General features: G+C 40.7%; 27 protein-coding genes. All 27 read right to left on the minus strand.

Going from position 1 to position 23,983, the window contains the following annotated elements; all coding sequences use genetic code 11:
• Positions 1-37 precede the first annotated feature (37 nt).
• Positions 38-1,411, minus strand: coding sequence for an S-layer homology domain-containing protein (locus PBAT_RS10150; RefSeq protein ID WP_068649160.1), 1,374 nt, complete (start codon positions 1,409-1,411; stop codon positions 38-40).
• A gap of 754 nt (positions 1,412-2,165) precedes the next feature.
• Positions 2,166-2,357 carry a hypothetical protein gene (locus PBAT_RS26380; protein WP_420848752.1) on the minus strand — a complete coding sequence of 64 codons (192 nt, stop codon included), beginning with the start codon at positions 2,355-2,357 and terminating at the stop codon, positions 2,166-2,168.
• Positions 2,358-2,550: 193 nt separating this feature from the next.
• Entirely contained in the window at positions 2,551-3,354 is an 804-nt protein-coding gene (gene spo0A / locus PBAT_RS10155; RefSeq protein ID WP_068649162.1) for a sporulation transcription factor Spo0A, read from the minus strand.
• A 202-nt stretch (positions 3,355-3,556) separates the two neighbouring features.
• The gene (gene spoIVB, locus PBAT_RS10160; protein ID WP_068649165.1) at positions 3,557-4,885 is read right to left on the minus strand and encodes a SpoIVB peptidase; all 1,329 of its coding nucleotides are present in this window, start codon (positions 4,883-4,885) and stop codon (positions 3,557-3,559) included.
• A 113-nt stretch (positions 4,886-4,998) separates the two neighbouring features.
• Positions 4,999-6,723 carry a DNA repair protein RecN gene (gene recN / locus PBAT_RS10165; RefSeq protein ID WP_068649167.1) on the minus strand — a complete coding sequence of 575 codons (1,725 nt, stop codon included), beginning with the start codon at positions 6,721-6,723 and terminating at the stop codon, positions 4,999-5,001.
• A gap of 51 nt (positions 6,724-6,774) precedes the next feature.
• The gene (gene ahrC, locus PBAT_RS10170; protein WP_068589844.1) at positions 6,775-7,224 is read right to left on the minus strand and encodes a transcriptional regulator AhrC/ArgR; all 450 of its coding nucleotides are present in this window, start codon (positions 7,222-7,224) and stop codon (positions 6,775-6,777) included.
• 26 nt (positions 7,225-7,250) lie between these two features.
• A complete protein-coding gene (locus PBAT_RS10175) occupies positions 7,251-7,733 on the minus strand; it encodes a hypothetical protein (protein WP_068649169.1) in 483 nt (160 codons plus the stop codon).
• Between the two features lie 167 nt (positions 7,734-7,900).
• On the minus strand, positions 7,901-8,743 hold the full coding sequence (locus PBAT_RS10180; protein ID WP_068649171.1) for a TlyA family RNA methyltransferase: 843 nt from the start codon (positions 8,741-8,743) through the stop codon (positions 7,901-7,903).
• 27 nt (positions 8,744-8,770) lie between these two features.
• Positions 8,771-10,678: a 1-deoxy-D-xylulose-5-phosphate synthase gene (gene dxs / locus PBAT_RS10185; protein WP_068649173.1), complete on the minus strand. Its 1,908-nt coding sequence runs from the start codon at positions 10,676-10,678 to the stop codon at positions 8,771-8,773.
• A gap of 103 nt (positions 10,679-10,781) precedes the next feature.
• Complete coding sequence (locus PBAT_RS10190; protein WP_068649175.1) at positions 10,782-11,687, minus strand: polyprenyl synthetase family protein; 906 nt, start codon at positions 11,685-11,687, stop codon at positions 10,782-10,784.
• Positions 11,680-11,940 (minus strand): exodeoxyribonuclease VII small subunit, encoded by a 261-nt coding sequence (gene xseB / locus PBAT_RS10195; protein WP_068530037.1) that lies wholly within the window; start codon positions 11,938-11,940, stop codon positions 11,680-11,682. Before xseB ends, PBAT_RS10190 begins: the two co-directional genes overlap by 8 nt.
• Complete coding sequence (gene xseA, locus PBAT_RS10200) at positions 11,924-13,294, minus strand: exodeoxyribonuclease VII large subunit (protein WP_068649177.1); 1,371 nt, start codon at positions 13,292-13,294, stop codon at positions 11,924-11,926. Before xseA ends, xseB begins: the two co-directional genes overlap by 17 nt.
• An 11-nt stretch (positions 13,295-13,305) precedes the next feature.
• Positions 13,306-14,163, minus strand: a complete 858-nt coding sequence (gene folD, locus PBAT_RS10205; RefSeq protein WP_068649179.1) for a bifunctional methylenetetrahydrofolate dehydrogenase/methenyltetrahydrofolate cyclohydrolase FolD — start codon at positions 14,161-14,163, stop codon at positions 13,306-13,308.
• A gap of 38 nt (positions 14,164-14,201) precedes the next feature.
• Positions 14,202-14,654 carry a transcription antitermination factor NusB gene (gene nusB, locus PBAT_RS10210; RefSeq protein ID WP_068649181.1) on the minus strand — a complete coding sequence of 151 codons (453 nt, stop codon included), beginning with the start codon at positions 14,652-14,654 and terminating at the stop codon, positions 14,202-14,204.
• 230 nt (positions 14,655-14,884) lie between these two features.
• Positions 14,885-15,118 (minus strand): DUF2273 domain-containing protein, encoded by a 234-nt coding sequence (locus tag PBAT_RS10215; protein WP_068649183.1) that lies wholly within the window; start codon positions 15,116-15,118, stop codon positions 14,885-14,887.
• Between the two features lie 14 nt (positions 15,119-15,132).
• Complete coding sequence (gene amaP, locus PBAT_RS10220) at positions 15,133-15,672, minus strand: alkaline shock response membrane anchor protein AmaP (protein ID WP_068649185.1); 540 nt, start codon at positions 15,670-15,672, stop codon at positions 15,133-15,135.
• A gap of 77 nt (positions 15,673-15,749) precedes the next feature.
• Positions 15,750-16,157: an Asp23/Gls24 family envelope stress response protein gene (locus PBAT_RS10225; protein ID WP_068649610.1), complete on the minus strand. Its 408-nt coding sequence runs from the start codon at positions 16,155-16,157 to the stop codon at positions 15,750-15,752.
• A gap of 133 nt (positions 16,158-16,290) precedes the next feature.
• Entirely contained in the window at positions 16,291-17,634 is a 1,344-nt protein-coding gene (gene accC, locus PBAT_RS10230; protein ID WP_068649187.1) for an acetyl-CoA carboxylase biotin carboxylase subunit, read from the minus strand.
• Positions 17,635-17,782: 148 nt separating this feature from the next.
• Positions 17,783-18,280, minus strand: a complete 498-nt coding sequence (gene accB, locus PBAT_RS10235; protein WP_068649189.1) for an acetyl-CoA carboxylase biotin carboxyl carrier protein — start codon at positions 18,278-18,280, stop codon at positions 17,783-17,785.
• Positions 18,281-18,436: 156 nt separating this feature from the next.
• Positions 18,437-19,180 (minus strand): SpoIIIAH-like family protein, encoded by a 744-nt coding sequence (locus PBAT_RS10240; RefSeq protein WP_068649191.1) that lies wholly within the window; start codon positions 19,178-19,180, stop codon positions 18,437-18,439.
• Between the two features lie 42 nt (positions 19,181-19,222).
• Positions 19,223-19,861 (minus strand): stage III sporulation protein AG, encoded by a 639-nt coding sequence (gene spoIIIAG / locus PBAT_RS10245; protein ID WP_068649193.1) that lies wholly within the window; start codon positions 19,859-19,861, stop codon positions 19,223-19,225.
• A gap of 14 nt (positions 19,862-19,875) precedes the next feature.
• Positions 19,876-20,631, minus strand: coding sequence for a stage III sporulation protein AF (gene spoIIIAF, locus PBAT_RS10250; protein WP_068649195.1), 756 nt, complete (start codon positions 20,629-20,631; stop codon positions 19,876-19,878).
• A 14-nt stretch (positions 20,632-20,645) separates the two neighbouring features.
• Entirely contained in the window at positions 20,646-21,842 is a 1,197-nt protein-coding gene (spoIIIAE, locus tag PBAT_RS10255) for a stage III sporulation protein AE (RefSeq protein WP_068649197.1), read from the minus strand.
• An 11-nt stretch (positions 21,843-21,853) separates the two neighbouring features.
• Positions 21,854-22,243, minus strand: a complete 390-nt coding sequence (gene spoIIIAD, locus PBAT_RS10260; protein WP_068649199.1) for a stage III sporulation protein AD — start codon at positions 22,241-22,243, stop codon at positions 21,854-21,856.
• A gap of 10 nt (positions 22,244-22,253) precedes the next feature.
• Positions 22,254-22,457, minus strand: a complete 204-nt coding sequence (gene spoIIIAC, locus PBAT_RS10265; protein WP_068598646.1) for a stage III sporulation protein AC — start codon at positions 22,455-22,457, stop codon at positions 22,254-22,256.
• 13 nt (positions 22,458-22,470) lie between these two features.
• The gene (spoIIIAB, locus tag PBAT_RS10270; RefSeq protein ID WP_068649612.1) at positions 22,471-22,989 is read right to left on the minus strand and encodes a stage III sporulation protein SpoIIIAB; all 519 of its coding nucleotides are present in this window, start codon (positions 22,987-22,989) and stop codon (positions 22,471-22,473) included.
• On the minus strand, positions 22,982-23,980 hold the full coding sequence (spoIIIAA, locus tag PBAT_RS10275; RefSeq protein ID WP_068649201.1) for a stage III sporulation protein AA: 999 nt from the start codon (positions 23,978-23,980) through the stop codon (positions 22,982-22,984). The genes spoIIIAB and spoIIIAA overlap by 8 nt, the downstream gene beginning before the upstream one ends.
• Positions 23,981-23,983: the final 3 nt, after the last annotated feature.

Consider the following 23,983-nt stretch of genomic DNA (forward strand, 5'->3'; position numbering starts at 1 on the left):
TGTAACGATTTTACTATTAACTTATCAGATCAATCTATTATTTAGATTCACCGTGCAAGTATCTGAAGAAAGGCAGATCAACCCAGAATTTAACTGGCTTAATCGTTACATCAGGATCGATTGCTTTCAAACCAGCAATTACTTTTTCTGAATTTTCATTCAGTGAGTAAGGATTTACTGTGTAAGGGCTATCTGCATCTGTAATTTGGTTGTTAGTAATTTGCGCATAACCGTTCAATTCTGTTGCAGAATAATAAAGTGGCTGCCACCATGAGCTAGCGATCAAACTAGTTTGATCATCTTCATTTTTCTTTGCATACTTTTCAATTACTGCATCAAAAGCAGCTTTGTCAGCAACTGTAGCAAATTCAAATTTCAGATCGTATTCTTTTGCATAAGCAATATAATTTCCGTTAGCGATTTGAACTACGTTTGGACCTGGATTTCCCCACTCAGCCAAGTGCACGAAAGCAGAAGTTTTAGGCTCGAATTGAACTTTAGCATTCAGACCTTCACTGCGAAGTAAACCAATAAGCTGTACAGCATGATTATAGTTGGAATGGCCATAGCTTAGTTCAAGTGATGAGATAAAGTTAGGCTCAAAACGTGAATCTTTGATGCTGTAGCCTGTAATAAGCTCTTGCTCCAATGCTGTGTTAACGATCTTTTGCAATTTCGGAGCGTCAATGATATCGGAAGTTTTGTATGCGCTATTCAGCTTGTTATAAATATCTGCATCATTAACGTAACCGATATATTGCTTATAAAGACCTTTAGTAATAAGTACTTTTCCAGCAAGCGTGTTGATCAATTGCTCGCTTGCGATACCTTTAGGCTTGAAGTTAGCATAAAACTCTGCTGGCAATAGGCCTGTATCAACAGCAAGCGCTAATTCTTGAGCGACTTTAGTTCCTAGTGTGCTTCCGTTAACATTAATTGCGCTTAGCGCTTTGTTAACTTTCGCAGCAGGATATGTGTACGCAAGCTCTTTAAGGTCAGCCGCTCTTACTGCAATGGAGATTGCAACCACATTCGTAAGTGTTTCTTCTCCTTGAATTGCAGTACCTGTTAGAATACCTTCTTCATATAAAGCAGTAGCTGCCGGGAACAATGCATCCGTTTCTTTAACATCTGTAAATACAACTTCTTTACCAGAAGGCTTAACTTTTAGAACACTAGCTATTGCGTTGATGAATTGGCCTTTCGTAATTTCACCCGCAAGTTTTACATTGTACTTTTCTTGCAAGAACTGTTTATACTGCGGTACGCCGTCCTCTTGTGAAGCAGCAACTGCTACTGTTGCAACAGGTACAACAGATGCTGCGAAAGCAGCTGGCTGCGCAAAAATGATAGATGCGGATAAGAGGAGTGCTGTAAAAAGCTTGGCGTATGAAGCAATTGATTTTGTCATGAACAATACCTCCAGTTAATCCCGATATTTTTTATCGGATTTATGTAATGTCGATTATTATATCAACTCAAAAACTATTATGTCAACAAAAATATTTACAAAAATTTCATTTGATAGAATGCCCGAATAATTACTTCATAGCATGGTAGCTTTCATCGTCTGCAATGCTCTGTATGTCCTCTGAACTTATGTTAATACAACGATAACCGTCTACTTATTGTTTCTTCAATGCCTTTTCCTGTAAAAAAATAGTCATAGGAATGACCGACCAATGCGGGAGTGGTACATTAGCCGATTACGTTGGTTTAATTTCATTTATTTTCACGATATTCGTCTTTTTCTATATGAAAGCTATCAAGAAAAAAGTCAAAACCATTGATAGTTTTTATAATTTCACCGTTGATTTTTTTACTAATTTCTTCGTCTATAAAATCCAGATTGGCTCTCTGTGTCACTTCAACGGAACTATGCCCTAATATCCTACATAAACTAAACCAATCTCCGCTATTAAGAATGTAGTATTTCGCAAAATTATTTCTCCGAAGATGCGGATGAATATGGACACCGACCCTCTCCCCTGCTTGTTTAATGCCTTTTCATGATTCCTTATGTTCAATTGCATACCTTTTGTTGTGGGAAAGAAAAACGGACTGCTTGAATACCTATCTTTGTATTGCAAATGTCGTAGTTGAAATTTCCTTCTTGTAATCAGTACGATTTTCGGGATGGTTATTATTCTTAGTCAGCTCATTGTTTACTTAAGTATATTTACCTCTTTCAAGGAGGTACTTAATCTATTGCCGAATATGACCTGACTGGACTTTCTTAACTTCTTAACTTCCTCAATTTCGAAAGTATCTTTCAAATATTTAATGAACAGCTTTAAGGTCTTCTCATAGCTTGCTAAAGTCTTTCTGGTTAGATTCTTACTTGAACAGTAAAACATGAAATTGTCTAACTAAAAATCTAAATTAGTCATAAAAATACCGCCTATTTATTGGATTTTTCCAACCCAATAAATAGACGGTATAAGTCGGTTTAACAAACAGTAGTTTATCGGCATGAGTTCACCTAATTCTGATATTTATACGCAAAATGGTTTTATGTATAAATAACCAAAACCCTTACCTCTACCGTCCTCAGCTAACCTTATGCTCAATTCTAAGCTTGTCAGCTACCATCGCAATGAATTCCGAGTTGGTTGGCTTAGACTTGCTTATATTGATTGTGTAGCCGAATAGGTGGCTAATGGAGTCGATGTTACCACGTGTCCAGGCCACTTCAATAGCATGACGAATCGCACGTTCCACACGGGAAGGTGTTGTTTTGAACTTCTCAGCAATTGCAGGGTAAAGAGTCTTCGTAATTGCTCCTAATATTTCTATATTGTTATATACCATGGTGATACCTTCTCGCAGGTACTGATATCCTTTAATATGTGCAGGAACACCGATTTCATGAATGATCGATGTAATGTTAGCATCTAAATTTTTTCCTTTTCCTAAAGGAAGTACATTAGATCTGTGGTTAGACATGGACAAGCTTGATGAATTCAAGTTCTGCTGACCTACTAATTGACGAACACGATTCGCAAGAACCTCCATATCGAATGGTTTCAAAATGTAATAAGAGGCTCCTAGCTGCACTGCTCTTTGGGTGATGTTCTCTTGCCCAAATGCCGTCAGCATGACAACTTTAGGCTGTGGAGAGATGTTCATTTCACGTAGGCGTTCAAGTACCCCAAGGCCATCCAGATGCGGCATGATGATATCCAAGATGAGTACGTCTGGCGCCTTTCTAGATTCATTGATCATATTGAGCACTTCCTCGCCATTATAGGCGATTCCGGTAACAACCATGTCCTCTTGCTCTGAAATATATTCGGCAAGTAAATTTGTAAACTCTCTGTTATCATCCGCTAACAACACTTCAATTTTTTGCACTGTTGGTTCCTCCTTGGTTTATGTTGATAATTGGCACACTGTGATAATTTTTCTTCTCTAGACATAACTTTCGACATCCCTTTCTCAATTCCTTCTGTCGAAAATTATTTTTGTTTATTTTTTTATTAACTTGATTTATAATTAATTATTTATTTACAAAGTATGACTGCATTCGTTTATTTATGACAAAAAAACCTTAAGGCTAACTCGCCTTAAGGTTTTCACTGCGATCTGACTTCTGCATTACACCAGAATCTTGAAGCATCCATTCGATGAAACATCCATAACCGGATTTCGGATCATTTACAAATACATGTGTAACTGCACCGATGAGCTTACCGTTCTGAACGATGGGGCTTCCACTCATTCCTTGTACAATTCCACCTGTTTTACTTATAAGTTTCGGGTCAGTAATCTTTAATACAAGACCTTTCGTAGCTGGTGCATCTTGACGTGCAACATGCACAATTTCAACTTTAAATCGTTCAACTTGCTGTCCATCCACTACAGTTAATATTTCAGCAGGTCCTTCCTTAACCTCTTCAGCAAAAGCAACAGGAATAGGTTCCTTATATAAACTATGCTCGGGGTTTTGCGTCATTTTCCCAAAAATACCAAAGTGAGTATTACTTACAATATTACCTAGTATGTTACTTTCTTTGAGGAAATGTGCTCGTTTCTCACCTGGTTCACCGTCTTGGCTTTTAGAAATTGAAGTTACGTTTGACTGAACAATTTGACCACTACCCACAACGATAGGAGTCTGCGTATTCATGTCCGTGATCACATGCCCTAGTGCACCATAGACGCCTTGATCTGGAGCATAGAAGGTTAACGTTCCAACCCCTGCAGCAGAATCACGGATATAAAGACCTAACCGCCAAGCTTTGTCCTCTTCGTCATAGGCTGGGGTAAGTTTGGTCGATAAAGTTAATTCTCCTCTTTTAAAGGAAATATCAAGCTTTTTCTTCCCTATTCCAGCTTCTTCAACCATCGTAGCAACTTTGCTTATATCGGTTAGGGCGACGCCATCCATATGGGTCATCAAATCACCTAACTGAATGCCTGCATTCTCACCTGGAGAGACTCGCTGATCTTCTCTAACGTTAACTAAATGATGCCCAACTACAAGAATTCCCGCTGATTTCACCTTTACTCCGATTGTTTGTCCGCCAGGGATCACTTTCAGTCCAGGAACAACCTGAATCCGTACCGTTTTAATAGGAATGGTTCCGAATAATTTCAGGGTAAGACGCGCAGTACCACTCTGTTGTGAACTAAGTCGCAATGGATTGGGGGACACTTGTAACGTAGAACTTGTCACTCCGTTTAATTGAAGTACATCGGGCCTGTCCACAGATGCGTGGGTGTTTACAGGAACTGCTAATTGAAACGTGGATGAATCGCCAGTAAATAATCTTACATCATTCGGTAAAGCTGCATAACTGTGTACAGATTCACTTGTACATAGGAAACACAGAAAGAAGGCGGATAATAGACCTAGTAATTTCTTCCTGAGATTGGAGTTCAATGGCTGTCACACTCCCCTAATTTCTTTCGCTTGACGAAAGTGGTCGCCGTTGCGTACCTTTAAGATAACCCCGCCCTCAGGCTTTTATTACTGTCAATCATTACTCCGTTCCCTCATCTGACAGCTTTTCTCGCTTCAGCCAACTTCAACATCTCTTGGGCATGATGACGCGTTTTTTCAGTAATTTCGACGCCACCCAACATCCTTGCAAGTTCCTCAATCCGCCCTTGATCAGACAGATTTTCTACTTGTGTCATCGTTCGTCCATCCATAATGTTCTTCTCAATCAAATATTGATGATCTGCCATACAAGCGACTTGAGGCAAATGCGTAATGGAGAACACTTGACATGTCTCAGACAGCTTAAATAGCTTCTCTGCAATTGACTGAGCTGCTCTCCCGCTGACACCTGTATCCACTTCATCAAATATGAGTACAGGAATCTGATCATGACGTGCGAAGATAGTCTTCATGGCAAGCATAATTCTCGATAACTCTCCGCCTGAAGCAATTTTACCAAGAGGCCTTAGCGGCTCTCCGGGATTTGGGGATATCATAAATTCAACGTTATCCATCCCCTGCTTGGTTAATCGCACCTTGTGTCCTTCCACTTCATATCCACGTGGATCCTCAAGCAGATCAAGCTTAACTTGCAGAGATGTCCGCTCCATTTGAAGATCTTTCAGTTCACTTTCAACCTGTGAAGCCAACTCTTCAGAACAGTGTCGTCTAGCCTGACTTAATTTATATGCCGCTTGAAGTAGCCCATCAAGCATCCCATCGCGCAATTCACGTAGGCTCTCCAAGCGTTCATCTTTATTCTCCAACAAATCCGTTTCCTGCTTAATATTCTCATAATAAGCTAGAATTTGTTCTACGCTGTCACCATATTTTCGACGAAGCGTGGTAATCATATCTAGACGTTGTTCAATCTCCTCTAGACGTTCAGGATTGAATTCAATGTTCTCACGATAATCCCTCAACTGAAATGCAGCATCTTCAAATTGAAAATAGGCAGACTGAAGTTGGTCTAGTAAAGGTTTAAGTCCCAACTCATCATAATGAGTTACATCTTTTAAAAGGTTGATCGCTGTACTAATAGAACCGACACCTTTTTGCCCATACAGAATTTCATGCGCTCCCGTAACAGAGTCCATCATTTTTTCGCTATGTGATAGCTTAACCCTTTCATTGGTTAACCATTCATCTTCACCGGATTTTAATTGTGCGGCCGCAATCTCCTCTAATTGAAATCGGTATAAATCCAACATTTGATATGCTTTCTGGCTAGAATTCTGAAGTTCTCTAAGTTCTTTCTCCACTTTGATAAAGGCTGAATATTTCTCCTGATATCCTTGCTTCAAAGGACCAATAACTTGTTCGCCATATGTATCTAAAAGATGCAAATGCTTCTCTGGAAGCAGTAAGCTCTGATGCTCATGCTGGCCATGAATATTAACCAGTTGTTCACCTACTTCACGCAGCATTGTAAGATTTACAAGTTGTCCATTTATTCGAGAAGTGCTCTTACCTTGGGACGTAATTTCACGTCGAATAACTAAATGCTCTTCATGATCACCATCTATGCCAATCTTAACAAGCGTATCCCATACTGGATGCCCCTCTTGAAGTTCAAATAATGCTTCAATCTCAGCTTTATTACAGCCATACCGGATGAGATCAGCAGAACCTCTTCCCCCTGCCAAAAGACCAAGCGCATCAATGACAATGGATTTACCTGCACCTGTCTCTCCGGTAATCACATGGAAACCCGGATAAAAATGTACGTCAATTGCTTCAATAACTGCTAAATTTCGAATGGATAACGTTACCAGCATGAATAGAATCCCACCTTCGGCTCTTTACTGCCTTACTCATTAGCATTATTACTATGAAATAAAACCTAGCGTTTGTTTAATGACATACTCGCTGTCTTCCTCGGAACGACAAATCATAAGAATGGTATCATCCCCACAGATCGTACCCATAATCTGATTCCATTCCATATTGTCCAGCAAGACCGCAACGGAGTTGGCTGTTCCTGGAAGGCATTTCATTACAACGAGATTGCCAGTATGATCAATATGAACAAAATTATCTACAAGTGCTCGTTTTAATTTCTGTACAGGGTTATAACGTTGGTCCGTCGGTAGTGAATATTTATATCTTCCATCCTCTGTTGGTACTTTAATGAGAACTAATTCTTTAATGTCTCGAGATACTGTCGCTTGTGTCACCTGGAACCCCGACTCCCTTAACGCTTCTACCAGTTCATCCTGAGTTTCAATATCGCGATGCGTAATAATATCACGAATCCTAATATGTCGCTGTCCCTTCATAAATGCCTCCTAATTTGTGCTAATAATTAACTATCATATCCAATCCATTCTTCCTCATCCCACTCGAAATAGATATGCCGTATTTCCCGTTCATTTAGATCCATGTATATTACTCCGGCACAGTCTGGATACAGTAAAAAGTAAGGTAAGAGACGATCTCTTAGTGAACTACCTGTCCATTCCAAAGGCAATCGCTTCTTGGCTGTCTTGACCAGATACACAGCTCCAGCTTCATCGGATACGACATAATCAATAAACAACCTACTAAAGTAATCCTCATGATTGACCTCGAAATAAAGGGGGATCTTGACGCGTCCACCCATCACTTCATATCCTTTACTTTGCAAAAAATCCACGGCCGGATGCTCAGGGATGTAATCATTAAAGGGTATATTTAAGCTGCGATCACTAATCGGCTTCTGAAACCACCTCATCAATAAAGAGACAATACCTATAACAAGTAGAATTCCTATGATAGCCATCATGAATAGATCAGCTCGTCCTCCCATGCGAATCACCTCGTAGATGTATTCGTGAGACCTTAAAAAAAACCTTTTTTTCAATTAGAAATAGATATCTCTTTTTCAAGGACGACACCCATTTCAGCAATAATAAATAGGAAAGTTGAGTATCCAATGTAACTTATACTTTCTTATCTTTAAGCAAAGAAACCCATCTACTTAGATGAGTTCCCCTTAAACGTATGTGTCGCCTCGTTAATAACGCGATCAATGTGATCCTTCATGCTTACGTTATCCATTGGAAGTCCATCAAGATTAGACATATCTAGTCTCCAATGAGCTAGAAATTCAATATTACCTTCTCCACCTGTAATGGGTGAAAAAGTTAACCCTTGCAGACGATAACCCAACTCTTCGGCAAATGATAGAACTGTCTTTAGAACGTCCTTATGAACCGCAGTATCACGAATTACACCTGACTTACCCACTTTATCTCGACCAGCTTCGAACTGTGGCTTTATTAAAGCTACAACACTCGAGGGTTGGCTCAATAGTGCCATTAGAGGCGGTAATATAATTCGTAGTGAGATAAAGGACACATCAATACTAGCAAAATTCGGAATAGGACCTTTTAAATCTTCTGGAGTCATATATCGAAAATTAGTCTTTTCCATAACATATACCCGTTCATCGCTGCGAAGAGACCAATCCAATTGATTGGTTCCAACATCTATCGCATATACGTTCTTAGCACCATGCTTTAACGCACAGTCGGTAAAACCACCCGTTGAAGAGCCAATATCGAGCATCACAGCATCTTGAAGCTCAATGCCAAAACTATCGATAGCCTTCTTCAACTTCAATCCACCCCTGCTTACGTAAGGATGAACAGCACCTTTGACCCTGATCGCTGCGTCCCTTGGAATCTTCATTCCTGGTTTCTCAATCCGTTCTTCAGCAGCAAACACTAATCCAGCCATGATAGCAGCCTTGGCTTTCTCGCGACTATCATATAATCCCTGCTCAACAAGCAGTATATCTATACGTTCTTTTTCCATATATTCACCTGATTCTGTCTTCACGCCTTAAGACGGAAAGCTGCTTTTACCATATTCATAAGGATGAAGAGCTATAAGTTTACGAATTTCCTCGCATACTGCACTAGCCGTTAGTTCGGTTTCTGCACGTTGTTCCTTAATGCTTCCGTGTTCAATAAATCGATCAGGAACACCCATTAGGGACACGGTCGTATCAAACATATGTTGACTTGCATAAAATTCAAGGATAGCACTACCAAGACTTCCCGCTTCACTTGCTTCTTCCAATACGATCATATTCGTTCTTGATTTTGCAAGAGCGCGTAACATATCTTCATCCACAGGCTTAAGGAAACGTGCGTTCACAACCTGAAGTTGAATTCCTTCTCGCTTAAGTAGTTCGGAAGCTTCAAGCGCCACTTGAACCATAGGACCTACGGCAAGAACAGCGTACCCTTCTCCTTCACGAACCGTTTCCCATGTACCAATTGGAATTGACACAAGCGTCTCATCCATAGGCACACCAAGCCCATTAACACGTGGATAACGATAAGCAATAGGTCCGTCATTGTATTCTAGTGCAGTAAACATCATATGACGAAGTTCGTTCTCATCCTTAGGCATCATAAGAACCATATTCGGAATATGACGCATGAAAGCAATATCATAAACCCCTTGATGTGTCTCACCATCTGCTCCAACAAATCCTGCGCGATCAATTGCAAACGTTACGTTGGCATTATGTCGGCAAATATCATGAACAATCTGATCATACGAACGTTGCATAAAGGTAGAGTACACTGCGAATACAGGTTTCATACCCTCCATCGCCATTGCCGCACACATCGTTGCCGCATGTTGCTCTGCAATTCCAACATCAATCATACGATCCGGAAACCTTTTGCTGAAAGGAAATAGTCCTGAACCACCAGGCATTGCTGGTGTAACTGCTACAACTCTTGAATCACGTTCCCCAAGTTCAATTAATGTTTGTGCGAACACATCTGTATACATGGGGTTTCCTACAGATTTCAGTACTTGACCAGATTCAATCTTATAAGGTGTAATACCATGCCATTTATAGGAGTCCGCTTCCGCAGGTGTATAACCTTTACCCTTTGTTGTAAGAACATGAACAAACACAGGGCCGTCTACATTATCCGCTTGCTTAAACGTGTCGATTAATTTCTGAAGGTCATGTCCGTCTACGGGACCAAGATACGTGAAACCTAATTCCTCAAAAAGAATACCTGGTACAACCATATATTTAAGGCTATCCTTTAATTTCTCAACTGTCTTGGCTAATTTACCACCAATCGCCGGGATCTTCTTAAGCATGCCTTCTACTTCATCTTTCGCTCTTAAATAGTGACGATCTGAGCGTAACTTACTCAAATAATTATGCATAGCGCCTACATTTGGTGCAATGGACATCTCATTATCATTAAGAACGACCATTAACTTCTTCTGTGCATGACCGATATGATTTAGCGCTTCAAATGCCATACCACCGGTTAGTGCACCATCTCCAATAAACGCAACAACCTTGTTGTCTTCGCCTTTAAGATCTCTGGCAAGAGCCATACCCATGGCAGCGGAAAGAGATGTACTACTATGTCCAGCTTCCCAGACATCATGTTCACTTTCTGTTCTCTTCACAAACCCGCATAAACCATTATATTTACGTAATGTATCGAATCGATCCATACGTCCAGTAAGTATCTTATGAACATATGCTTGATGTCCTACATCAAATAAAAACTTATCTTTCGGGCTGTTATAACAATAATGAAGAGCAAGCGTGAGTTCCACCACTCCCAAATTCGATGCGAGATGCCCTCCTGTAACAGACAGCTTCTCAATTAGAAACTGTCGGATTTCAACCGCCAGAGAAGTTAGCTCGTCAACCGAAAGTGATTTCAATTGTTCTGGCTGTTTCAATTGTGGAAGTTTCACTTAAATCTCCCCACTTTTCTTCTATAGGATTTGTTAATGTTGTACTTCACGAATCTTCCGCTCATTATATCACAAATAAACCTCACTTATAAAATCTACAGACTTAATGATCTCTATTAACCAAATAATCTGCAATCTCCAGAAGACGTTCTGGATGAGGGAATCCGGCCTCTATAATCGTTTTCTTAGCATCCTGAGTCAGCCTTTCGACTTCCCTCTTCGATTCATCAAGACCAATAAAGTAAGGATAAGTTACTTTATCTTGTTTCACATCACTTTGAGTCTTCTTGCCAAGCTTAGCTTCGTCACCAATTAGATCTAGAATGTCATCTTGAATCTGGAAAGCAAGTCCAAGCTTGTGACCAAATGTACGAAGTGCTGTAACCTTAGCTTCATCAGCTCCTGCAATTCGTCCCCCTGCAATAAGTGAGAATATAATTAGATCACTTGTCTTGTGCGTATGGATATACTCAAGTTGGGATAGACCCGTGAGACCCTGTTCACCTTCCATGTCCGCAACCTGTCCCCCAACCATACCTCTAGGCCCAGCCATTTCGGCCAAATCTTCAACTATAGCAAGAACCCGATCGGAGGGTATACCATGCTTACGTGAAATCTGAGCTAAACTAAAAAATGCATGAGTAAGAAGCCCATCTCCCGCAAGGATAGCCATGGCTTCACCATAAACTTTATGATTCGTAAGCTTACCACGACGGTAATCATCGTTATCCATTGCTGGAAGATCATCATGAATGAGAGAATATGTATGAACCATTTCGACAGAGCAGGCTGCTTCTATCGCTACTTCACGTCGTCCCCCAAGAGCTTCGCAAGCCGCTATGACCAACAATGGACGTAAGCGTTTTCCTCCTGCTAGAAGGGAATATGTCATCGATTCCTTTAAATTAGAAGGAACATCCCAGTTGGATGGGAAAATCTCCAACAAGGATGATGTGATCAAATCCGATATGTCATCAATATAATCTTTCAAAGGAGGCTGATTATTCAATGGACTCACCACTTTCTGAATCTAGTGAAGCACCAAATGGCTTCTTCCGAAGCTCGCCATCTTCCTCCACAATCATTTCAATCTTGCGTTCGACCTGTTCCAGCTTCTGACTGCATAACTGAGAAAGACCCATTCCCTTTTGAAATAACTCAATCGCTTTTTCTAAAGGTACGTCCCCATGCTCAAGTTCGTCTACAATTTCTTCTAGCTGGCTCATTGCTTGTTCAAAATTAAGTTCAGTGACCTTCGCCATGACTTTGCTCATCCTCCTTGATTGCCCATACCTGACAATCGAATTGACCATCATTGACTCTTATCTTCACCAAATCTCCAAGCTGTACATCGCTTATCGATTTAATTAATCGTTTCTCCTGTTCGTCATAAACAAGACTGTAACCCCTAGACATTACCTTTAGCGGACTTAAAGCATCTAGTTGGCGTACCGCTGAACCAAGTTGTGTCTGACTTCCTTTCAGAATAGATAACATAGCCAATTGAAGCTGACGTTGGCTTCTCTCTCTATTCTTTTTAGCGGAAGACACTTGCTCTTGAGGATTGAATCGCAATAAGCTATGGTGAATTCGCGATTTCCTCTCCATGTTCAGCTTTAAATCCGAACGTATAGATCGTGTAAGCTGTAGCTGTAACCTATCAAGCCGCTCCGTATGCTGCTGTAATGTTCTACGAGGATGTACCAACACAGGTGAACGTTGTAACGCTGCAAGCCGCTCACGGCCATGTTGAACTCGTTGCTTCAGCGCCTGACGTAGCTGACGTTCTCTAAGCTGTAGAGTCGCTTTAATTTCTTCCACATTGGGTACTGCAAGTTCAGCTGCTGCAGTAGGAGTCGCAGCCCTGAGATCAGCAACGAAATCGGCAATCGTGAAATCCGTTTCATGTCCCACGGCAGATATAATTGGAATAGCTGATCGGTAAATAGCTCTAGCAACGATTTCCTCATTAAAAGCCCACAATTCCTCTAACGAGCCCCCACCTCTACCCGCAATAATCACATCGACTTCTGCCATAATATTCAAAGCCTCGATTGCTTTCACGATAGCTGGCGCAGCTCCTTTACCTTGCACAAGAACAGGATATAGGATGATGTTAACTTGGGGATATCGCCGCTTCAGCGTAATGATAATATCTCTTACCGCCGCTCCTGTTGGAGAAGTGATTACGCCAATTGTCTTAGGGTAGTCTGGTATTAGACGCTTTCGATCAGATGCAAATAACCCTTCGGACTCTAATTTCTTCTTTAACTGCTCATAAGCAAGGTATAAGCTTCCAATACCGTCAGGCTGCATATGTGTCGCGTAGAATTGATACTGACCGTCTCGTTCATAGACTGTAACATTCCCTCTAGCAATCACTCGCGATCCTTCTTTAGGTATGAAAGGTAGTTTTTGGTTGTGAGATCCAAACATTATTGCCTTTATACGGCTACTTTCATCTTTCAATGTGAAGTACATATGTCCGCTAGAATGGTGAGTGAAATTGGAAATTTCCCCACGAATCCATACATCAGACAACAATGAATCCGAATCCAACTTCATCCGGATGTATCGGTTCAGATCTTTAATGGATAAAACATTCTGCTGGTCCATAACAAACCCCTTTAAACCAATTTATGATGACGCTTAGCCGCAATCAACGTGTTCTGCATAAGCATAGTAATTGTCATTGGACCAACGCCTCCAGGAACGGGTGTAATAGGTCCTGACACTTCTTTAACACTTTCAAAATCAACATCACCAGCAAGCTTACCATTGGGAAGTCTGTTCATCCCAACGTCAATAACAACTGCCCCAGGTTTCACATAACTTGCATCTATAAAGTTAGCACGTCCAATAGCGACAACTAGAATATCAGCTTGTCTCGCGATCTCAGCCATATTAGCTGTACGAGAATGACACATCGTAACCGTAGCGTTTTCCCTTTGGAGTAACAACGATACAGGCTTACCTACAATATTACTTCTACCAATCACAACGGCATGTTTGCCTGACATTTCAATACCAGCACGCTTAATCAGTTCAATAACACCCGATGGTGTACATGGAAGAAGACTATCGTCACCGATTACCAAGTTACCCACATTAATGGGGTGAAAGCCATCCACGTCTTTTTCCACTGAAATAGCATTGATGACAGCTTTTTCTTCAATATGCCCAGGAAGTGGTAACTGTACAAGTATTCCATTAATATTATCTTGATGGTTAAGCTTATCCACTAATGATAACAATTCCTCTTGCGACGTTGTTTCAGTCAGACGGTGTACTTCAGAATAATAACCCAAATCATGGCAAGCCTTCTCTTTATTACGAACATAAACTTGAGATGCAGGATCTTCTCCTACCAATACGACAGCAAGTCCTGGAACAACGCCTTTATTTGAAAGTGCCTTTACTTCATTTGCTAATGAACCACGGATTTCATCTGATACCTGTTTCCCACTAATAATCGTTGCTGTCATTTCACTCTCTCCCCTTATGTTAAGTAAAATTAAGAATTCTAAGAACGTTTCTCTTTAAGTTCTTCCAAATCACCAATCATTTTCCCCAATACACCATTTACAAATTTACCAGAATCCTCTGTACCAAAGTGCTTGGCAAGATCGATTGCCTCATTGACAACAACTTTCGCAGGAACGTCTTCTTGATATACCATCTCATATGTCGCTAATCTCAGCACTTGACGATCTACTCTGGATAAACGACTCATTTGCCATCCAACTAAATAATGACCTAAAAGTTCGTCAATCGCGACTTTATTACTCCACGTTCCGTTTACAAGCTCTAGAACATACTCCTTTAGCTTGATCTCATCTTTGATTACTCTTTCGGTCTCGTTCTCTTCAGAAGCTTCTTCCAAAAGGATAGATACAGCCTCTTCACTCTCTACTAAGTTCATTTCCATTTGGTACAAGCTTTGTACCACGATTTCTCTTGCCACACGTCTTTTCATAATTATCTGTTCCTCCTGAATATCTTGTATTGCGTTCATTTTATTTCATAACAGAACCTACCATGTTGTCATTTCAGGTTTCACATGTGTTTCTTCGTGAAATATTAACAAAGTATAACGTGAACTTATACTTTCTTAATATTCACAAAAAAAACCCTGGTAAACTTTCTCCAAAAAATGGGCCTGGCGAGGCTGTAGCTCTTTTTCTTAGAGAAAGCATATCACAGGGTTCATTTAAAAGGACGCCACCGTTCCGATAACCATTGCATCGTTTCCTTCAAATGAAAAAAGGAACCTTCTTGCAAATCTTTTCTTTTACCGAAAGTGTATCCAATGAACACAACCAATGCAAAGAACAACACATCCCAAAAACCAGATATTAAATATATAACGCCGAATAAAACCCCACCCATAATACCGACAATGCGTCCTCTGTGACTCCCCCACATCTCTTTCCAAAGCATCGGGAAATCCACCTCTATTCCACTCTACTCTTAAAGCTTGGTGATTGCGCAACGTTAGCTATAAATACTGACACATCAGACACTGGAATTCCAGTAGTTTCTTGCAGATAATCATGGACTTGTTTCTGTATGTCAGCGGATAAGACAGGGATGGAGAACTCGCCATCCACAACAGCACGAATCTCAATCGTAATACCTGCCTGATTTACCTTGACACGAACTTTCAAATCTCTTACGCCTCGTACTTTAGAAGCCGCCTTGAGACATAAATTCTCAATCGTTTCTACAGAAATCTGAATATCTCCAAACTCCGTTCGCTGATCAATAGACGGAACACTATTCCGATCTTTACGAATAGAGATATAGAAGAAACGAATACTCAAAAGAAACAATACGACCAATACAACAATCGTAGATATGAATACACGGTAATCCGAGTCGTCAATCCAGTTAGAAGGTAGAACACCACTGAGTTTGAGAATGGCAGCTACAGAAAGAATAGCAATACTCAAGCTATATATAAACAGCAAAAGTCTATCAAGTATTTTAGCCACGAAACAACCCAACCTCCTAAAATTATAGTAAACCCTCGACATGAGATGTCGGGGGTTCGAATGCCTATCGTAGTCTATTATTTAACCCGTTGGCTATAATCAATCTCTTCGTTCTTTTCCACTGCTTTAAAAATAACATCGTGGATATGAACGTTCACTTCGATTACGGTAAGTCCAGTCATGTTCTCGATAGAGCGTTTCACGTTACTCTGAATCTGAGTAGCTACCTCAGGCAGACGATAACCGTATTCTACGATGACAGATACATCAATTGCAGCTTCACGTTGACCTACTTCAACTTTAACGCCTTTGGATTGATTCTTACGCCCTAGAAGTTCTGCAATTCCACCTGCAAATCCTCCACTCATTCCGGCTACACCTTTAATTTCAACTGTAGCTAATCCAGCAATTACTTCAATGACTTCAGGAGCAATCTGGATCTCACCGATATCCGTTCGTTCAAATTCATTCGGTATTGTACTCATACTGACCATATCACACCCTTCAAGTAAATTCTTTAGCATCAATAGATAATCGCATTACACTTACTAGGCATGCAAATTTTGTTATCCATACTATATCATTTAGGCATCATTTAGACAAACAAAGTTCAAGAAATTAAATCTCATTCTCCTCAAGAAACTTGATATCGAAATCGCCGTCGATGAACGTAGGATGCTTCAGTAATTTTTGATGAAAAGGGATTGTTGTATGAATTCCCTCCACCATAAATTCAGATAACGCACGCTTCATTTTGGCAATGGCTTCTTGACGTGTTGGCGCCCAAACGATCACCTTAGCAATCATAGAATCGTAATACGGTGGAATCGTATACCCTTGATAAGCAGCACTATCAATTCTCACACCAGGACCGCCGGGAGGGAGATAAAATAAAATTTTACCAGGTGCCGGCATAAAGTTTTTATCAGGATCTTCTGCGTTAATCCGACATTCGATAGCCCAACCATTTATTACAATATCTTCTTGGCTGAAGGAAAGAGCATGACCCTCTGCTACAGAGATCATTTCTTTAATGATATCCACACCAGTCACTAATTCTGTCACGGGATGTTCAACCTGAATACGAGTGTTCATTTCCATGAAATAAAATTGTCCGTCAGTCCCAAGTAGAAATTCAAGCGTTCCCGCTCCTGAGTACTGAACTGATTTTGCAGCTCGAATAGCCGCTTCACCCATTTGTGTACGAATTTCCGGAGAAAGTATAGGACAAGGCGCTTCTTCCAGCAACTTCTGTCTACGACGTTGTATAGAACAATCTCGTTCTCCTAGATGCACCACATGACCATAATTGTCAGCGATAATCTGGATTTCAACATGTTTCATACCCGTCAGATATTTCTCTAAATAAACCCCTGCATTGCCAAATGCCTTCTGGGCTTCTTGCTGAGCTGCAGTTATTTGTTTAATTAGATCGGTCTCATCCTCCGCAATACGTATCCCTTTACCTCCACCACCAGCAGTTGCTTTGATAATAAGTGGATAGCCAATATCACGGCCAAGAATAATCGCCTCATCTAGACTATCTACGATTCCATCAGAACCAGGTATTACAGGTACACCTGCTTCTTTCATAGTCAGTTTAGCAACAGATTTATCACCCATTCTTCTAATAGCAGATGCTGAAGGCCCGATAAAAGTAATGTTGCATGATTCACAAATCTCAGCAAAATCTGCGTTCTCAGCTAAAAATCCATATCCAGGATGAATCGCATCACACCCTGTAAGTGTGGCTACACTCATGATATTAGTAACATTTAGATAGCTATCTTTTGATAGAATAGGTCCAATACAATACGCTTCATCGGCTAGACGAACATGCAAAGAATCTTTGTCTGCCTCTGAATAGACCGCAACTGTTGATATGTTAAGTTCTCGACAAGCCCGGATAATACGAACCGCGATTTCTCCACGATTCGCAATGAGCACTTTATGAAATTTCATGCAGGTACCATCCTCCTCAAAGTTTTCCTACGGAAAACTTACATCGTAAGCATTCACTTAGTTTTCCGTAGAGAAACTCTCTTCACAAACATTATCTTATGTTTTCTACGGAAAATTTCCTTCGTAAGCACTCGCTTAGTTTTCCGTTCTAATCCGTTTTAACCAAGAATAAAGGCTGACCATATTCAACCAATTGGCCATTTTCAACCAATACCTCTACGATTTGACCCTTTATTTCGGCTTCCAATTCATTCATTAATTTCATAGCTTCTATGATACAGACCGTTGATTTCAAGTCTACTTTATCTCCACTGCTAACAAAGGGAGCATCATCAGGCGAAGCAGATCTGTAGAATGTTCCTACCATAGGTGAAACAATTTTATGTAATGTGGACGATAAATCTGTTGGTGTCGATTGATCAGTCACACTTCGATCAGTTCCCTGATCTATGGAGTGCATCATTGGCTGAACATGCAATGGTGCCGTTGGATATGCTTGTGGGATGGACTGTTGATACTGTATAACTTCCGTTTTCCCAGGTTTACGAATGGATAGACGCGTGCCTTCCATTTCAATCTCCAACTCATGAACAGATGTTTGGTCTACTAACTTGATCAATTCCTTAATCTCACTCAACTTAAACATTGTCAATTCACTCCTTTAACTTTCAGAACCGCCATACATATAACTTGCATATACATACCGATATGTATTATATCATAAACGAAAGAAATGGAAAGAGTCCAGACTGACCCGGACTCTTTCCTGAATTGTATGATTATGGCGAAATATAGGAATTCATTAAGGCGCTACATACTGTACACTAACCTTATCTTGAGATACATTTAGCTCTTTCATGACTAATTGTACAATGTTTACAGCTTGCTTCACATCTAGTTTATCACTTAGAACAAGCACTTGATATTTATCATTTTCTTCTTTAACAACGACCTCTTCATATTGCTGATGAAGTTCTTCTTCAATGCCCGTAATCTTAGATTCTTTCTCATCTAGACTTCTCAGTTCATCGTTTGCTTTAGCCACTTCTTCAGGTGTATTCGTTTCATTTAGCTTGACATACAAATCGCTTTGTTTCTTCATACTATTATCTTTACGTTCCAGTTGATACGAATCAAGAATACTTCTGCCTGACGTGGCTTGGGATGCAACTTCTTTAAGTACCTCATCATCATTTGTAGCCACGGTTGATTTCGTTGTATCTCCTTTTTCTGTCACCTTTGTTGTATCTTTAGTTACTGCTTTATCCGTTTCCTTAACAGCATCTGTAACTACAGTCGTATCATCCGTTTTCTTAGCTGTATCTGTCGTTTTTGCCGTTTCTGTAAGATCGATATTTTGTTCATCCACTACCACTTCCGTAATAAGCTCTTTGTTTTCAGTTAATTTCTGATCTACAACTTGTTGACTATCTGCAACCGGAATTTTAGATGTACCCGAATCTCCTGTGAAAAGGTAATATGCAGACAACACCACCATTAAACTCAACATAGATACTAACCAAATTGTTTGTCTTTTGTTATTCATTACCAATTTCCTCCTTTGTTTTCTCAAAAAATGGTTGGATTACTATTCCTGTTTGCGTGGAACAACTGAAATTCTATAACTTGGTACATTTAATCCTTTGCCTACTGCATCTATAACAAGGTTTCGAACCACTTTGTTCTCCGCCCCTTTAGCTACAATTAACACACCCCGAATTTGAGGTTTAACCCTTTTTGTAATAATCGGTGTCTCACTTCCAGATGATTCATATGTCACAATCTCACCATCTCGTGTATATTGGGTCGTATTTCTTTTACCACCGTTAGCATCATTTTCCTGTGACGTCTGTTGCGAATCTTTGATATTACGTTGAATGACAATTTCTTCAGTTGAATCTACAGTAACCAACACATCAACCGTACCTACACCCACTATTTTTTCCAATATCTCTTTAATATTGTTCTCGAACACCTCTTCAATAGTGCCAAACGAGTCCGTTTGCGAGTCTGCATTTTGAAATGTTTCTTGAGCAGGCGTTGAACTCGGTGGCTCCCGTCCAATATTCTCATTATCAACCTTCTTCACATTAACGAAGGAACTAAATAACACAATTGCAACTCCCACTAAGCCTAGAATAATGAGCCAACGAAAAACAGATATTTTTTTGGCTCCGCCACTTCCTCCACCTATCCATTGCTCTACCTTCTTAAACCAGTTCCCCAAGTTCACTCACCCCCTTATATCTTGCCGTTGCCTTCAATCTGTTTAATCTGGATTTGATCAGACTGTAGATTCCACTTCACTCTGAGTAACTTCTCAATTTCTTCTGCCTTACTCCCAATTCGACTCAACACCTCAGTAGATTTCTTATCCGCGACACCACCATTGGACGGGCTACTTCCTGGCTTAACAGGCTCCACTTTTACGTCCACCTCTACCGGAGCTATAGGTGCAATAGCAATTTGCTGTGTTGCGTTGTGATCATTTTGATTCGATGGTCCCTCTAGGTCTTCTGGTTCTTGCTGCAACACAACGTCTACGGATGTAATGGACGGTGAAGCTTGTTCATTCGCCTCTTTAGCAGGAACAAGTGCGAGAATCACCTTCACCTCTTGAACCAATGACCCTGTCTCATCTTGAATTTGTTGCTTCATTTGTTGTGCAACCTCTTCTCCAGCCCACTGGAGACTCTCTGTTTGTTGCTGATGTTTCATTTGCTCTGCCTGCGACAATATTTGTTGTAAGGTCGTCTCTTTACCATTCGTAAAATTAGTTGAATTCAGCTCTTGGATTTTAAATGCTGCACTCAACTTTTGTTCAGGTGAATCCTTAAACAAATTGATAATTGGCTGCAATAAGGTGAGAAGAATAAGTAGGCTAAGAACCAGCTTGACATAACGTTCCATAGAACGACTGGGTAGAATGAGATCTACAAAAGTTGCAAGAAGCACAACCATAATGACTTCCCTCATCCATTCATTTAACCAGCTCATAAATAACCTCCTTTTCACCTCATCATGACGGTTACATTTCCAGCCATTAACAGAATGGTTATAGCTAGAAAGAACATCAATCCAACAACCGCCATTGCCGCAAATGCGTAGATCATACTTTTACCGATCGTTTGTAAACATGTAACAATCGGTGTATCCCCTAGTGGTTGCATCACCGCTGCTGCTACATGATAAATAAGTGCAAGTGTTAATATTTTGATAGCCGGAAAGGCGCAGAGGAAGAGAATGATAATTACGCCTGCCAATCCGATCGAATTTTTCACTAATAGTGATGCCGATATAACCGTGTCTGTCGCGTCTGCGAACATCTTACCTACAACTGGAATGAAACTTCCCGATATAAATTTGGCTGTACGAATCGTCACACCATCTGTCACAGAACTAGTAATTCCCTGAACAGAAATAACTCCAAGAAAAATAGTCAAGAGTATTCCTAGCAGTCCTACGCTAATTTTTTGTAGCAGATTGGCCATTTGCGTTAACTTATATTTGTCTGACAAGGAGCTTACAATGTGTAATACGGCCGAGAAGAAAAGGAGTGGAAATACCGTTGTTCGAACAACCGTTCCCACAGTATGAATCATGAAAACGATCAACGGATGCGTGACGGATACGGTAACGATATTCCCCATAGATGCCAGGAGTGAGAACAGCAGTGGTACCATCGCCATCATGAAGTCAATCATGTTATCGATAGCCCCTTTGGCATACCCAATGGCTACTGAGAAACTATTAATCGCAATAACCATAACGATCATGTAACATAAGGAATAAGCGATCTTACTGACGTTATTTCGTTCAAATGCAGTCTGTAATGTCTCAAGGATCAGACTCATGATACTTAACATCACAATGCTGACGAGCAGTTTTCCATTGTAGAGCACTTCATGCCAGAAAAAAGTTGTTAGACCAGACATAACATTCTTAATTCCCAGCCCTTCACCGCCAGGGAGTAACATATCCATAAAGGAAGGTGTTTTCTGATCCGGAAAGAATCCACCGTAATCTTTCATCAATTTGTCCCAATAACCTTCCACCTGATCAGTGGGTAAATTTTTGGCCTGTTGTTGTATAAGTTGATCCGCGGGTGAATCAGCATATACACTGCTCCCCCACGTCAACAATAATAGAATTATGAATAAAAATTTATATAACACGCCTGGAGAACGTTGTCTTCCTAACATAGTCATATCTCACTTTCTTAGGCAGGAAGTAGCTTCATGACAGTTTCAATAATGATACCTATGATTGGGATAGCGAGCACCATAATCAACACTTTACCTGCTAATTCAATCTTGGATGCAATGCTTTCCTGTCCTGCATCCCTTACAATTTGGGACCCAAATTCCGCAATATAAGCAATACCGATAATTTTGAGAATCGTCTTTAAGTAAATCATCTGAACACCTGCTGATTCTGCCATTTTTTCTAATTCATTTATGACGCTACCAATCTTTCCAATCAGAAATAGAAAGATTAGAATGCTTGTTGAAGCCGCGATTAGAAAGGCAAACATCGGTTTTTGTTCTTTAATAATCAGAATTATTATGGTAGATATTAGTCCTAATCCAACAACTTGAATAATTTCCATAACGGCTCTCCTACTGGAACAGAAAGATAGATTTGATCTCTTGCAGCAGGTTGTCAAGCATACGAACGACCATAAACAACACCACGACGAAACCGATGAGCGTCACCCAATGAGCCATATCCTCTTTCCCCATTTGTTTGAGCACCGTATGAATCATGGCAATGATGATCCCGATCCCCGCGATCTGAAAGATAGCGTTCACGTCAATGTTCATTTCCTGCACCTCGCTAAAAGATCAAAATGACGACCAATATTCCCACCAGAAGCCCTAAATTTTTACTTAACCTTCCGTATTTGTCCAGTTCCTCTCTTGCCGCAACTTCTTCATGTTTTAACTGCTGTGCCGCCAAAGCAATATGCTTAATCTGATCTTGACGATCACTTGTACCTAAAGTAAAACTCAGTTGGTGAAGGACCTCTCTTTCGGTAGCTTTCATTGAGGTTCGTTTCCAATGTACAGATAATGCCTGCTGTATACTCTCTTGTGCGGTCAAACCATTGGTTGAATTCATGTCATTAGCAGCGCTTATAAAAAATGATTTCAAAGGTTCGCGAATCTGAGACCCCATCTTGTTAAGCGCCTCAGGTAGTGGCGTAAACCCATAAGAAATTTCTGTCTCTAGTCGCTGCATGACTAAGATGAGTTCGCGAATCTGCTGTGGCCTTCTTTCAAATTGCCTGGCTCTGTTAAATCCTGCTAACGTTCCCGCTAGAACGATAATCAACATCCCGAGAAGTTTAACCAAAGGCATCAACTCCCTTCTGAAGAGGCGAGGAAATCTGGATTGAACGTTGTTGTCGATCGAGTATACGATAGGTAGGCCTACCCGCTGACCGATTTAGAATGACATACCTCTCAAACCGCTGATTCGTCATAAGCCCAGCCATCGCAGGACGTTGTGAGAGTTCGTCCACAGATGAGCCATGAGCGGTAGCGATAACGGAGATACCTGCATGTAGCGCCTCTATGATGGCCTCCACATCCTCAGGACGACCTACTTCATCCACAATAACTACTTCAGGAGACATGGAGCGGATCATCATCATCATGCCTTCTGCTTTAGGACATCCATCCATGACATCGGTTCTTGGACCCACATCAAAGCTCGGTACGCCGCGCAAACTTCCTGCAATTTCAGATCTTTCATCAATGATTCCAACTTTCATACCGGACCCTTTCACCGTTGGATCACCATAACTGCCACTGCTTATTTGCCTGGCTATATCCCTAATCAATGTCGTTTTCCCGTGCTGAGGCGGAGAAAGAATGAGGGTATGCTTCATCCTCTTCTCTTTTTTATCTATCAAATGAGGCAGGATCGCATCAGCAGCTCCACAAATTTCACGCGCGATCCGAACATTAAACCCACTAATATCACGCAAATGTTCTACTTTCCCTCCGCTTAGAACTGTTCTTCCTGCTAATCCGATGCGGTGACCTCCTGGTATGGTAATAAATCCTTTGCGCAACTCTTCCTCCATGGTGTAGAGAGAGTGATTACTAATCCTGTCTAAGAGCCGGTGAGTCTCCACTCCGCTTGGCTTGTACGATTCCTCGACACGATACGTCAATTTACCGCCCAACGTAAGAAAGTGATGCTCACCCCCAGCATTGATCTCTAGTGGCCTTCCTTCGCGGATTCTGATTTCTTCCAACCGATCCAGTAAGGAGGAAGGTAGTTGTTCAAGGAGCGACCTGATCGGTTCAGGAAATAACTCCAACCAGTTCATTTTCATGAA

The organism is Paenibacillus antarcticus, from assembly GCF_001637225.1.
Classification (GTDB): Bacteria; Bacillota; Bacilli; order Paenibacillales; family Paenibacillaceae; genus Paenibacillus_AQ; species Paenibacillus_AQ antarcticus.

Excerpts from the sequence above, each read along its gene's own strand:
- PBAT_RS26380 (WP_420848752.1), bottom strand. The coding sequence starts at position 2,357 with ATGTTTTACTGTTCAAGTAAGAATCTAACCAGAAAGACTTTAGCAAGC.
- folD (WP_068649179.1), bottom strand. The coding sequence starts at position 14,163 with ATGACAGCAACGATTATTAGTGGGAAACAGGTATCAGATGAAATCCGT.
- spoIIIAF (WP_068649195.1), bottom strand. The coding sequence starts at position 20,631 with ATGAGCTGGTTAAATGAATGGATGAGGGAAGTCATTATGGTTGTGCTT.
- xseB (WP_068530037.1), bottom strand. The coding sequence starts at position 11,940 with ATGGCGAAGGTCACTGAACTTAATTTTGAACAAGCAATGAGCCAGCTA.
- recN (WP_068649167.1), bottom strand. The coding sequence starts at position 6,723 with ATGCTGGTAACGTTATCCATTCGAAATTTAGCAGTTATTGAAGCAATT.
- accB (WP_068649189.1), bottom strand. The coding sequence starts at position 18,280 with ATGTTTAAGTTGAGTGAGATTAAGGAATTGATCAAGTTAGTAGACCAA.
- PBAT_RS10175 (WP_068649169.1), bottom strand. The coding sequence starts at position 7,733 with ATGGGAGGACGAGCTGATCTATTCATGATGGCTATCATAGGAATTCTA.
- xseA (WP_068649177.1), bottom strand. The coding sequence starts at position 13,294 with ATGGACCAGCAGAATGTTTTATCCATTAAAGATCTGAACCGATACATC.
- PBAT_RS10180 (WP_068649171.1), bottom strand. The coding sequence starts at position 8,743 with ATGGAAAAAGAACGTATAGATATACTGCTTGTTGAGCAGGGATTATAT.
- PBAT_RS10225 (WP_068649610.1), bottom strand. The coding sequence starts at position 16,157 with ATGAGTACAATACCGAATGAATTTGAACGAACGGATATCGGTGAGATC.
- spoIIIAA (WP_068649201.1), bottom strand. The coding sequence starts at position 23,980 with ATGAAAATGAACTGGTTGGAGTTATTTCCTGAACCGATCAGGTCGCTC.
- spoIIIAC (WP_068598646.1), bottom strand. The coding sequence starts at position 22,457 with ATGAACATTGACGTGAACGCTATCTTTCAGATCGCGGGGATCGGGATC.
- accC (WP_068649187.1), bottom strand. The coding sequence starts at position 17,634 with ATGAAATTTCATAAAGTGCTCATTGCGAATCGTGGAGAAATCGCGGTT.
- PBAT_RS10240 (WP_068649191.1), bottom strand. The coding sequence starts at position 19,180 with ATGAATAACAAAAGACAAACAATTTGGTTAGTATCTATGTTGAGTTTA.
- PBAT_RS10215 (WP_068649183.1), bottom strand. The coding sequence starts at position 15,118 with ATGCTTTGGAAAGAGATGTGGGGGAGTCACAGAGGACGCATTGTCGGT.
- PBAT_RS10150 (WP_068649160.1), bottom strand. The coding sequence starts at position 1,411 with ATGACAAAATCAATTGCTTCATACGCCAAGCTTTTTACAGCACTCCTC.
- ahrC (WP_068589844.1), bottom strand. The coding sequence starts at position 7,224 with ATGAAGGGACAGCGACATATTAGGATTCGTGATATTATTACGCATCGC.
- nusB (WP_068649181.1), bottom strand. The coding sequence starts at position 14,654 with ATGAAAAGACGTGTGGCAAGAGAAATCGTGGTACAAAGCTTGTACCAA.
- spoIIIAD (WP_068649199.1), bottom strand. The coding sequence starts at position 22,243 with ATGGAAATTATTCAAGTTGTTGGATTAGGACTAATATCTACCATAATA.
- spoIIIAE (WP_068649197.1), bottom strand. The coding sequence starts at position 21,842 with ATGACTATGTTAGGAAGACAACGTTCTCCAGGCGTGTTATATAAATTT.